The sequence below is a fragment of the Acetobacter lambici genome (genome assembly GCF_011516885.1).
Lineage (GTDB): Bacteria > Pseudomonadota > Alphaproteobacteria > Acetobacterales > Acetobacteraceae > Acetobacter > Acetobacter lambici.
Map to the genome: position 1 here is coordinate 63,845 of NZ_WOTD01000012.1, position 11,764 is coordinate 75,608.

11 protein-coding genes are annotated in these 11,764 nt (G+C 59.8%); 5 read left to right on the forward strand and 6 right to left on the reverse strand.

Translation table 11 applies throughout. From position 1 onward, the window contains the following. The first annotated feature begins 87 nt into the window (after positions 1 to 87). Positions 88 to 1,365, forward strand: a complete 1,278-nt coding sequence (locus GOB86_RS07785; protein WP_165991789.1) for a DEAD/DEAH box helicase — start codon at positions 88 to 90, stop codon at positions 1,363 to 1,365. Positions 1,366 to 1,444: 79 nt separating this feature from the next. On the opposite strand, the gene GOB86_RS07790 is transcribed toward GOB86_RS07785, so the two are convergent. The 6 genes from GOB86_RS07790 to miaA all read right to left on the reverse strand — a co-directional run bounded on the left by GOB86_RS07790 (position 1,445) and on the right by miaA (position 8,933). Further along, positions 1,445 to 2,911 carry a catalase gene (locus tag GOB86_RS07790; protein ID WP_165991790.1) on the reverse strand — a complete coding sequence of 489 codons (1,467 nt, stop codon included), beginning with the start codon at positions 2,909 to 2,911 and terminating at the stop codon, positions 1,445 to 1,447. A gap of 296 nt (positions 2,912 to 3,207) precedes the next feature. Continuing rightward, positions 3,208 to 4,152 (reverse strand): alpha/beta hydrolase, encoded by a 945-nt coding sequence (locus GOB86_RS07795; protein ID WP_165991791.1) that lies wholly within the window; start codon positions 4,150 to 4,152, stop codon positions 3,208 to 3,210. Between the two features lie 236 nt (positions 4,153 to 4,388). Beyond that, positions 4,389 to 5,408 carry a ketol-acid reductoisomerase gene (ilvC, locus tag GOB86_RS07800; protein WP_086645704.1) on the reverse strand — a complete coding sequence of 340 codons (1,020 nt, stop codon included), beginning with the start codon at positions 5,406 to 5,408 and terminating at the stop codon, positions 4,389 to 4,391. Positions 5,409 to 5,471: 63 nt separating this feature from the next. Then, the gene (gene ilvN, locus GOB86_RS07805) at positions 5,472 to 5,990 is read right to left on the reverse strand and encodes an acetolactate synthase small subunit (protein WP_165991802.1); all 519 of its coding nucleotides are present in this window, start codon (positions 5,988 to 5,990) and stop codon (positions 5,472 to 5,474) included. 60 nt (positions 5,991 to 6,050) lie between these two features. Further along, complete coding sequence (gene ilvB / locus GOB86_RS07810; protein ID WP_165991792.1) at positions 6,051 to 7,865, reverse strand: biosynthetic-type acetolactate synthase large subunit; 1,815 nt, start codon at positions 7,863 to 7,865, stop codon at positions 6,051 to 6,053. Between the two features lie 39 nt (positions 7,866 to 7,904). Beyond that, positions 7,905 to 8,933, reverse strand: coding sequence for a tRNA (adenosine(37)-N6)-dimethylallyltransferase MiaA (gene miaA / locus GOB86_RS07815; RefSeq protein WP_165991793.1), 1,029 nt, complete (start codon positions 8,931 to 8,933; stop codon positions 7,905 to 7,907). Positions 8,934 to 8,963: 30 nt separating this feature from the next. Here miaA and serB point away from each other — a divergent pair, with 30 nt between their 5' ends. From serB to GOB86_RS07835, 4 genes are all read left to right on the forward strand, one after another. Beyond that, positions 8,964 to 9,851 carry a phosphoserine phosphatase SerB gene (gene serB / locus GOB86_RS07820; RefSeq protein ID WP_165991794.1) on the forward strand — a complete coding sequence of 296 codons (888 nt, stop codon included), beginning with the start codon at positions 8,964 to 8,966 and terminating at the stop codon, positions 9,849 to 9,851. Positions 9,852 to 9,898: 47 nt separating this feature from the next. Beyond that, positions 9,899 to 10,093, forward strand: a complete 195-nt coding sequence (locus GOB86_RS07825) for a hypothetical protein (protein WP_165991795.1) — start codon at positions 9,899 to 9,901, stop codon at positions 10,091 to 10,093. A gap of 68 nt (positions 10,094 to 10,161) precedes the next feature. Beyond that, entirely contained in the window at positions 10,162 to 10,428 is a 267-nt protein-coding gene (locus GOB86_RS07830; RefSeq protein WP_165991796.1) for a metal-sensing transcriptional repressor, read from the forward strand. Positions 10,429 to 10,442: 14 nt separating this feature from the next. Continuing rightward, the gene (locus tag GOB86_RS07835; protein ID WP_165991797.1) at positions 10,443 to 11,639 is read left to right on the forward strand and encodes an MFS transporter; all 1,197 of its coding nucleotides are present in this window, start codon (positions 10,443 to 10,445) and stop codon (positions 11,637 to 11,639) included. Positions 11,640 to 11,764: the final 125 nt, after the last annotated feature.

Consider the following 11,764-nt stretch of genomic DNA (forward strand, 5'->3'; position numbering starts at 1 on the left):
GAGCATCCTCCGTAAAAAGCCTCAGTTTTCATCCCGCGATGCCCCATCAGGCGCAGCCTTACTGAGCGCCGGAGGCGCCGCTTTCCCATGTCCATGACTTTTGCTGACCTCTCCCTCGCGGAGCCAGTGCTCCTTGCTCTGGCCGAAGCCGGGTATGTAAACCCCACCCCCATTCAGGCCCAGTCAATCCCTCTGCTGCTCGAAGGGCGCGACCTGCTGGGCATGGCCCAGACTGGCACAGGCAAAACGGCCTCGTTCGCGCTGCCCCTCCTGCACCGCCTTGCAGCAGCCCCCCGCCCGGCCCCCAAAGGGGGCGCGCGCGTGCTTGTTCTGGCCCCCACGCGCGAACTGGTCTCCCAGATTGCGGAGGGGTTTGAAGCCTTTGGCCGCCACCTGCCATTCAGCGTGACAACGATTTTTGGCGGTGTCAGCCAGATGCATCAGGTCAACGCGCTCAAAAATGGCGTGGATATTATTGTAGCCGCTCCGGGGCGTTTGCTGGACCTGATCGAGCAGGGACTTTGCGACCTGTCCCAGCTTGAAGCACTGGTGCTGGATGAAGCCGACCAGATGCTTGATATGGGTTTTGCCAAGCCGATTGAACGGATTGTCGCCACACTGCCGCAGGACCGGCATACGGTGCTCTTTTCCGCGACCATGCCAAAATCCATTGCGGCACTGGTCGAGAATCTTCTTCGCGACCCGGCCAAGGTGGAAATTGCCCCTCCCTCCACCACTGTTGAGCGGATTGAACAGTCCGTCATGTTCGTCAATGCCGCCGACAAAAAAACCGCACTCCTTGCGCAGTTAAAAGCCGCGGATATGGGGCAGGCCGTGGTCTTTACCCTGCAAAAGAACATTGCCAACGAGGTCTGCACTTTTTTGACCGAAGCCGGGATTACGGCGGAAGCCCTGCATGGCAACCGCTCACAGGGCCAGCGCGAACGGGCTCTGAATGCATTCCGCGATGGCAGCGTACAGGTGCTGGTAGCCACGGATATTGCAGCACGCGGGATTGATGTTGATACCGTCACGCATGTTTTCAACCACGACCTGCCAAGCCTGCCAGAAAGTTATGTCCACCGCATTGGCCGCACCGGGCGCGCGGGACGCAGCGGCACCGCCATTACGCTATGCGATGCCGAACAGCGCGCATGGCTGCATGATGTGGAACGTGAGATCGGGCGGACCCTGACCGTCCATGCCGACCATGAATGGCATTCGGAAGAAGCACGGAACTCCACCATGCGGGCCCCTGTGCTGGGTGGCGGGCCGGTCAAGCAGATCAAGCCGCAGGTCAAACGCGAACGCAAGGTCTGGACCGAGGAAGAAAAACAGGCCGCAAGAGCCGCAGCCCAGAAGTAAAACCTGACCACACAGTACCCTGCCGGGACATGCCCCCCCTGTTGGGACCTGCCCCGGCAATTGCAGGCCGTGCGGGGCGTTAGCTCCGTGCGGCCACCACACCATCCCGCACACGCTGGCCAATACCTGCGTCAATATTGGTCCAGTAATCAAAGACCCGTGACAAAACAGGTTCTTCAACACCCTGAAGAACATGGCCAACAATATTGCTCACCAGTCGATCACGCGCGGCATCATCCATAACATGGTTGATCAGCACATTGGCCTGCGAAAAGTCGTTATCATCAGGGCGCAGGGTGTAGGCTGCGCGCACGAACTCGCCGTCCGCCGCCCAGACCGCATTTTCAGGAAAGCGCTGTGCATCCGCGACCGGGCCACCCTTGGAATTTGGCACATAGGCCGGGTCATGCGCCTGCTGCATCCGCATCACGCCCCCTTTGGTGTAGCCATGAACCGGGCATTTGGGCGCGTTGACCGGGATCTGCTTGTAGTTCACGCCAAGGCGCGCCCTGTGGGCATCCGCGTAGGCAAATGAGCGGCCAAGCAGCATTTTATCGGGCGACAGACCCGTGCCCGGTACAAAGTTGTTGGGCTCGAATGCAAGCTGTTCGATCTGGGAATGAAAATCCGTCGGGTTGCGGTCAAGGGTCAGCCTGCCCACGTCGATCAGCGGATAATCACCATGTGGCCATACCTTGGTCAGATCAAACGGGTTGATGTGGTAGGTTTTGGCATCCTCATACGGCATGACCTGCATTCTGAGCGTCCAGCTTGGATGCTCCCCGCGCTTGATGGCCGCATGCAGGTCGCGGCGATGGTAGTCCGCATCCTCCCCGGCAATTTTACCGGCCTGCTCCTGCGTCAGACATTTGATGCCCTGATCGGTTTTGAAGTGGTATTTCACCCAGAACCGCTCACCTTTTGCATTGACCCATAAGTAGGTGTGGCTGGAAAAACCATCCATATGCCGCCATGAGGCCGGAATACCCCGATCCCCCATCAGCCATGTGACCTGATGCGCGGTCTCGGGGCTGAGTGTCCAGAAATCCCACTGCATGTCGTTATCACGCAGGCCGTTATCCACCCGGCGCTTTTGGGAATGAATGAAATGCTGGAATTTGAGCGGATCACGCACAAAGAAGACCGGCGTATTATTGCCGACCATGTCAAAATTGCCTTCGTCGGTATAAAATTTCAGGGCAAAACCGCGTGGGTCCCGCCATGTATCCGGGCTCCCGGCCTCCCCCGCCACGGTGGAAAAACGGGCCACGACCTCGGTTTTTGTACCCGGCTGGAGAAATTTTGCGCAGGTGTAGCGGCTGACATCATGCGTAACTTCAAATGTACCAAAAGCACCGCTCCCCTTGGCATGTGGCTGACGGTCGGGGATCATCTCACGGTTGAACGCGGCCATCTGCTCGATCAGGTAGTGGTCATGCAGCAGAATTGGCCCATCCGCACCTACAGTGAGCGAATGCTCATCACTCGAAACCGGAATACCGGACTCGGTTGTATGTATTTTTGCGGTTGTATCGTTTGTCACCATGGTTTCCTTTACGCGTTCGCCATAGAAACACTCAACGCACGTACCGTGCCTGTTGTTCACTCACCTCTCATCACTTTTTCCAATATGTGCAAACGGGCCTGCATATCTCCCCCAGTGCCCTCCTCCAGCCTGTTGCCCCGGACCAGAAGCGGCACGACCGGAGGGCAAGCCCTCCGAACACCCGACAAAATGCCTGTCTGCCTTGCAATCATTCTGGCAGAAAGCAGACAGGCATCAGCGCCTGCCCCCCCTCCTAGCCCCGCCCCGCTGGAGGGATTACGCTACAAAGCCGCGCGCTATAGCAGGCGGTGCAAAGCACCCACCACATCATGGCAAAAGCGCTCGGCAAGGGCGGATGGCAACATGTCAAAACCGTGCACGGCACTTGCGTAAACAACCAGTTCGGTCGGCACGCCCGCCTGCCACAGGCGATGTGCAAAGGCCACGTCTTCATCACGGAACAGGTCCAGCGCACCGGTCACAATAAATGTTGCGGGCAACCCTGATAGATCCTGCATGAAGGCGGGGGACAGATAACCAAATCTCGGGTCGTCCTCTGCCAGTTTCCCCCTTACGGCTGACCATGCGTGCTGGTTTTGCGCACGGGTCCACACAAACTCCCCTGTTGTCGGGTCATCTGTTAGAGCGTCCGTGCCACCGGTACGCAGGTCCAGCATTGGATAGATCAGGACCTGAGCGTGCAGTTTTACTTTTCCACGGTCCCGCGCCACAAGGGCGGTTGCTGCGGCAAGGCACCCTCCCCCGCTATCCCCCATGACTGTTATGCGCTCTGGGTCAACGCCCAGTTCATCCGCGCTGTTGTGCAGCCAGAGCAGGGCGGCATAAACGTCGTCCAACCCACCGGGAAAAGGTGTCTCAGGTGCCAGCCGATAATCGACCGAGACAATCAGCGCACCCGTGTCCAGCGCCAGACGTGCAAGCACACCGGCCTGCATATCGGGCGTGCCCGCAATCATTCCGCCACCATGAATATAGAGGATGGTAGGCGTTGGACCCGCAGGTTTTGCTGGGTGGAACAGAAGAACACGCACATCAGGCGCGCCGGGTGGGCCAGAGATCAACCGCTCAACAAACCGGACCGAACCCGAGTTCAGGAGAGCCGTTGTGCCGTCCACCAGAGCGCGGCGGAATGCCATCAGATCGTCCCGCTCAGGGTCGAAGGATGGAAACAAAGCCACCTTATCGCGCTGCTGGGCGTCGACCAGACCAAGGGTCTTCATCGTATGAACTCTCCATTTCTCTTTAGAATCAAGCCCGACCATAAAGAGCGCTCACCCACGATAACAATGACCCCTACGACAATTTGAATTATCCCGCTTTCTCCCAGCCACATGCAGAGTGCCGTCATGGCCAGTCATAACCCGTGCACAACAGCGCTGCATGCGGACACAAAAAAGGCTCCCCCACATTTGTGGAGGAGCCTTTTCCAGCGCTAAAACCCGGAAGGGTCGCAGTCTTAGTTCTTGGTTTTGTCAACCAGACGGGACTTGGCGATCCAGGGCATCATGCCACGCAGCTTTTCGCCAACGGCTTCAATCTGGTGGGCATCGTTACGGGCACGGGTCGCTTTGAAGAACACGTTGCCGGACTTGTTTTCCAGCACGAAGTTGCGCACGAAGGTGCCGTTCTGGATATCCGTGAGGATGTCCTTCATGGCCTTCTTGCTTTCCGCCGTGATCACACGCGGGCCGGACACATACTCACCATACTCCGCAGTGTTGGAGATGGAGTAGTTCATGTTGGCAATGCCGCCTTCGTAGATCAGGTCCACGATCAGCTTCATTTCGTGCAGGCATTCAAAGTAGGCCATTTCCGGGGCGTAACCGCCTTCGACCAGCGTTTCAAAGCCAGCGCGGATCAGTTCGACCAGACCACCGCACAGCACGGCCTGCTCGCCAAACAGATCGGTTTCCACTTCTTCCTTGAAGGAGGTTTCGATCGTGCCTGCACGGCCACCACCAATGGCGGATGCGTAGGACAGGGCGATGTCCAGAGCCTTGCCGGACTTGTCCTGTGCAATGGCCACCAGGCAGGGCACGCCGCCGCCACGCTGGTATTCGGAACGCACGGTGTGGCCGGGGCCTTTGGGTGCGATCAGGAACACGTCCAGGTCGGGGCGGGCTTCGATCAGGCGGAAGTGGATGGACAGACCATGAGCAAAGGCAAGAGCTGCACCCTGCTTGAGGTTCTTTTCCAGAGATTCGGTGTACAGCGCGCCCTGACCTTCGTCGGGGGTCAGCACCATAACAACGTCTGCCCATGCGGCGGCTTTGTCGGGCGTCATAACCGTAAAGCCAGCATTGCGGGCTTTTTCAGCCGCCGTGGAGCCTTCACGCAGGCCGATCACAACGTCGGAAACACCGCTGTCCTTCAGGTTGTTGGCATGGGCATGGCCCTGGCTGCCGTAACCGATAACGGCCACCTTTTTGGACTTGATCAGGTTAACGTCGGCGTCACGATCATAATACACGCGCATAGCCATTATTCTTTTCTCCCAGTTGCCGGGGGTCAGTCCCCGGCGTTGCAGCCTGTCTATACTTCAGAAGTTCTGAATTGTCTGCGGCCCACGGCAAATGGAGGCAACCCCGGTGCGGGAGACCTCAACCAGCCCGAGTGGACGCATCAGCTCAATAAAACTGTCCAGCTTGTCTGTGGAGCCGGTCAGTTCAAACACAAAGGAACTGGCGGTTGTATCAACCGCCCGCGCCCGAAAAGCCTGTGCAATACGCAGGGCCTCGGTCCGTGGTTCGCCAGAAGACACCACTTTGACCAGAGCCATTTCCCGCGCAACATAAGGCCCTTCCGCCGTCAGGTTCACCACGCGCGAGACGGGCACAAGCCGCTCAAGCTGCGTTTTGACCTGCCGGATGGAAGACTGCGTGCCCGTGGTAACAATGTTCACGCGCGATGTGCTGCCGTGTTCATCCACCGGAGCCACGGTCAGGCTCTGGATGTTGTAACCACGACCAGAGAACAGCTCCACAATACGGGCAAGTGCCCCGCTTTCGTTATCCACCAGAAGGGAAATAACAGCGGAACCGGAAACTTCGACCTGCATACTCATGTTTCTCGCAATCAAGTCAGAAGGAACAAAACGCAATCCGGGCAAAAGAACTGGTCAGACCAGCATCTGCCCTTCCTTACTGATCGTGGCACTGCTGGCTTCCTGCTCCGGGCCAAGGATCATCTGGTTATGGGCCGCACCAGAGGGGATCATGGGGAAGCAGTTTTCCCCCTCCTCCACACAAATGTCCACCAGTACGGGGCCATTATGCTCCAGCGCCTGACGGATTGTAGCATCAAGTTGGTCCAGACGGGTCACGCGCAGGCCGGTAGCATGGAAGCTTTCCGCCAGCTTTACAAAGTCCGGCAGAGCGTCGGAATAACTTTCCGAATAGCGCGAACCGTGCAGCAGTTCCTGCCACTGGCGGACCATGCCCATGTAGTGGTTGTTGATAATAAAAATCTTAACCGGCAGGCGGTACTGCGCAATGGTCCCGAGTTCCTGAATGTTCATCAGGGTCGAGGCCTCGCCCGCCACATCCATGACCAGCGCATCGGGGTGGGCAATCTGTGCGCCAACGGCGGCCGGCAGGCCATACCCCATGGTGCCAAGCCCGCCCGATGTAAGCCAGCGGTTGGGTGCATCAAAACGGAAGAACTGCGCGGCCCACATCTGGTGCTGCCCCACCTCGGTGGACACGTAGGTGTCCCGCCCGGTCTGGCGCGCCAGTTCGTAAATACGCTGGATGGCCTGCTGCGGCTTGATCACGGCATCAGGTGCCTGATCCTGCCCAAAGCGCAGGCAGTCCAGCGCACGCCAGCCCTCGATCTGTGCCCACCATGCGTCCAGATCGGACTTATGGGCATAGGCGGGCTGTTTTTCCCATTCCTCGATCATCAGGTCGATAATCTGGCCCACATCACCCACAATGCCCTCGTTCACATGCACGATCTTGTTGATCTGGGAGGGATCAATATCGACATGGATTTTGAAGGAGTTGGGGGAAAACGCATCCAGCCGCCCGGTCACCCGGTCATCAAACCGGCTGCCAAGGGCGATCAGCACATCGCAGTCATGGGTCGCCAGATTGGCCTCATACGTACCGTGCATGCCCAGCATGCCAAGGAAGCGCCGATCTGTTCCGGGAAACGCCCCCAGCCCCATGAGCGTGGACGTTACGGGAAAGCCCGTCAGGTCCACCAGCTTGCGCAGGGCCTTGCTGGCCTGCGGGCCGGAATTGATAACCCCGCCACCGGTGTAAAACAGCGGGCGTTTACCTGCCTTCATGGCGGCCACGGCGCGCGCAATGGCGGCGCGATCGGGCTCGGACGTCATGCGGGTGGTGCGCGGCGTTACGGATTTTGCATCCACATACAGTGCGTCACCCACCGTAATGTTCTTGGGCAGGTCGATCAGCACCGGGCCGGGGCGGCCTGAACGGGCAATGGCAAAGGCCTCGTGCACCGCAGGAGCCAGATCCTCGGGCTTGCGCACCAGATAGTTGTATTTGGTCACCGGGCGGGTAATGCCCGTTGTATCCGCTTCCTGAAAAGCATCGTTGCCGATCAGGGGCGTTGGCACCTGCCCGGACAGGCAGACCAGCGGGATGGAATCCATCATGGCGTCCAGCAGGCCGGTTACGGCGTTGGTCGCACCCGGACCACTGGTGACCAGCACCACGCCGACCTTGCCGGTGGAGCGGGCATAGGCCTCCGCCGCATGCACGGCGGCCTGTTCGTGCCGCACCAGCACGTGGCGGATGTGGTTCTGCTTGAACAGGGCATCATAAATAGGAAGAACGGCGCCACCGGGGTAGCCAAAAATAACCTCCACACCCTGCTCGACCAATGCGCGCAAAAGAACTTCCGCACCCGGCTGGGTGGCGGTTGTCTGAGCGGTCAATGTGGTCGAACCCGTTGTGCGTGTCATAGCGTCCTCTCTTCCCGGAATTGGGAGCAGGTCGCCTGTTTAGGACCCGACATCGGGGGCGTCAATCCCCTTTAGAATAAAAGAAACAATTTCATCATACTTTCTTTCCGAAAATTGCTCAGAATTAGCAAAACAGGCATTAACCATGCAGGTCAGCCCCTCCGCCGCAAGCGAATGGTGCGCAAACCACGTTGCCTGCCGCTTGGTGTAGCGCCCTGTGGCGGCAATGGCGCGGCTTGCTGCTTCGGCCTGCGTGATCTCGCCACGCAGCATGGCCGCCAGTTCTGGCACGCCGTGCGCGCGCATGACGGGCAGGTCCGGGTCCAGATTCTGTTGTAACAGATCACGCACTTCCTCCACGCCCCCCTGCTCCAGCATGGCGGCAAACCGGAGTTGAATGCGCGCGCGCAGTTCTGGCCGGGGGGGGTGCAGGCGCACAGCCACAAAATGGGCCGGTGCTGGTGGCAGGCCGGGCTGTGCGTGCCACCAGTCCAGCCCGTGCCCGGTCGCCTGCCAGACCTCCCATGCCCGCGCCACACGCTGCGAATCCACGGGCTTGAGCCGCATGGCCGTTTGCGGGTCCACCGCCATAAGGCGCGCATGCACGGCGGGAGCCCCTTCCTCCGCCACAAGGGCGCGGGCTGCCTGCTGAACGGCTGGGGCACTTTGCGGTATAAGGGCGAGTCCATCGGTCAGGGCGCGCATGTACATGCCCGTGCCACCGCACAGTATAGGTAACTGCCCTGCCCCCCATGCCTGCTGCATGGCAGCCAAAGCCTGCTCGCGCCACCATGCCACGCTCCCTTTGTGGGCCGCGGGCAGCACACCGTATAGTCTGTGCGGCACAAGCTGCTCTTCCAGAGCGCTCGGGCGGGCCGTAAGCACACGCAGATCCTTATAAACCTGCATGGAATCCGCGTTAATCACCACCCCGCCCAACTGCCGCGCCAGCTTGAGAGCAAGGGCGGATTTGCCCGAGCAGGTTGGCCCGGCCAGAATAAGGGCGGGAGGCTGCCTTTCCGTCAGGCGGGTTGTTGGGGCGGGGCATGGGTGTTCTGCTTGCTTCATGCCCGTATTCCTGCCACACACCCAAGTGCCATGACGAGCCTTGTTCTGACCCTTGTTGCCCCCCGCGCGGCAACAACACTCGATACCGCCACAATCTCCCTCGCGCGTGACATTGTCCGTGCCAATGGTGAGACCATAGTCCTCTCCCCCGAGGAGGCGGTGGATATTCCATGCCCGGCCAACGCGCGCGACGTGCTGCCCCAGTTGCACACGCAGCTTGCTGGCAAGGTGGATGCTGTGCTGACCTCCGCCCATGACCGCCGCAAAAAGCTGCTGGTCTCGGACATGGACAGCACCATTGTTGCGAACGAAACACTGGATGATCTGGCAACCCTTGCCGGAATTGGCGATAAGGTGGCCGCCATTACGGCCCGCTCCATGAATGGCGAGTTGGACTTTGCCACCTCCCTGCGCGAGCGCGTGGCCCTGCTTAAAGGTCTGCCCCTGAGCCTGCTGGAAAAAGCATGGCAGGATGTGCGCCTGAACCCCGGCGCTGTGGAACTGGTGCGCACCATGCGCGCGCATGGGGCCTATACGGCACTGGTCTCGGGCGGGTTTACCTTTTTCACCTCCCGCGTGGCGGCCCTGTGCGGGTTTGAGGAAAACCACGCTAACACCCTGCTGGCCGATGCAACCGACCACCTGACAGGTGCCCCCGGCCTGCCCATTCTGGGTGCGCAGACCAAGCTGGAACTGCTGGAAAAACTGGCCAACCAGCACAAGCTGGCAGACACCCAGACCCTTGCCATTGGCGATGGTGCAAATGACCTGCCCATGCTGCGCAGCGCAGGACTAGGCATTGCCTTTTTTGCCAAGCAGGTCGTGCGGCAGGCCATAACCGCCCAGATCAACCATACCTCACTGCGCACTGCCTTGTTCATACAGGGTTACCCCGCGTCTGCCTTTGTCAGCGCGTAACCCGCCACACCAGATGCCGAGCGCACACTAAGAAAAAAGGCCGCACCATGCAGTTTGACCCAAGGGATATTTCAACTTACCCCATTGCCCGTGTCATCTGCATTGTGCTTGGCGCCGGGCTGGTTCTGTACTGCTTCAATTTTTACCTGACCCTGCCGCAGGACACGCCAGAGCATGTTATGCGGCATGTGGCAGCCCTTATTGTGGGCACCATTCTCCTGCTCGGCAGTATCTGGATCTAGACCAGCCCACTGGCCCGTACCGGTTTTGTGCGTTGCCACCCCCTCCCCCCCAGGGTAGGGAGTGTGGCATGGCACATGAAACACACCCCCATATCCGGCGGCAACTGCAACAGGCCCACGGGCACCTTGCCAAAGTTATTGCCATGCTGGACGCGGGACGGAACTGCCCCGATCTGGCACAGCAGCTTGAGGCCGTGGAAAGCACAATCCGCAAGTCCAAGCGCATGCTGGTGCAGGACCACCTTGAGCACTGCATTATAGACGCCATTGCCGCGGGCGAGATGAACCGCGAGGACGCATTGCAGGCTTTTGCCTCCCTGACCAAATATCTCTAGGGGCAAAGCCACCCATGCTGCATGTTCTGCGCCACCGCACGTACCGGCACCTGTTTGGCGCACAGATTGTTGCCTTGACCGGCACCGGCCTTGCCACCGTGGCCCTTGGGCTGCTGGCCTTTCAGGTGGCCGGGCCGCATGCCGGGGCTGTACTGGGCACGGCTCTGGCCATAAAAATGCTGGCCTATGTGGGGGTCGCTCCTCTTGCCGCGGCCTTTGCCAGCCACCTGCCCCGCCGCACCACGCTGGTGCTGCTGGACCTTGCACGCTGCCTTGTGGCGGCCTGCCTGCCCTTTGTCTCCACAGTCTGGCAGATTTACGTCCTGATTTTTGTCCTGCAATCGGCCTCTGCCGCGTTCACTCCCACTTTTCAGGCAACCATCCCCGATATTCTGCCCGATGAAGACGACTATACAGATGCCCTCTCCCTCTCCCGCATTGCGTATGACATGGAGAGTGTGATCAGCCCGCTGCTGGCAGCCGCCCTGTTGAGCGTTGTGTCTTTTCATGCCCTGTTCGCAGGCACCGCCGTAGGGTTTTTGTGTTCAGCCGCCCTTGTTGTCTCTGTTCGCCTGCCCAGCCCCAAAGCCGCACCGCAGCGCAGTGTGTACGAGCGGACAACCCGTGGTATCCGCCTCTACCTTGCAACTCCCCGCCTGCGTGGCCTGCTGGGTATTGATCTGGCGGTCGCGGCAGCGGCATCCATTGTGCTGGTCAATACTGTTGTTTATGTGCAGGACCGTTTTGGGCTGGACCAAAGTGCCACGGCTCTTGCTCTGGCCTGCTTTGGTGGCGGGTCCATGCTTGCGGCACTGGGCCTGCCGCGTGTGCTGGCCCATATGGCTGACCGGACCGTTATGCTCGGTGGGGCCGGGCTGCTGTGCGTGGGTGCGGGCCTGGCCATAGGTGTGCCCAGCTATGGCTGGCTGCTCCCCTTATGGGCGGTGCTGGGCGTTGGCTACTCCGTTGCGCAAACGCCATCTGGCCGTCTGCTCCGCCGTTCCGGCACACCAGAAGACCGGCCAGCCCTGTTTGCTGCCCAGTTTTCGCTCTCTCATCTGTGCTGGTTGCTGGCTTACCCTTTTGCCGGGTATCTGGGTGCCGGTTATGGGTTAAGCTGGGCTGCCACTGGCCTGTGTGGGCTGGCTCTGCTGGCTACGGGACTGGCATGGCGCGTCTGGCCTGCGCATGAGGCACAGAGCGCACCCTGAGCCTCTACCCAATAATACCAACCGTTGATTGCTATAACCCATGAGCCCACTTGCGCAGTCCGATTGACATGATGCGCCATGGTTGATCGACGAGCTGGTTCCAGGCATGGCAGGCGATATCGACG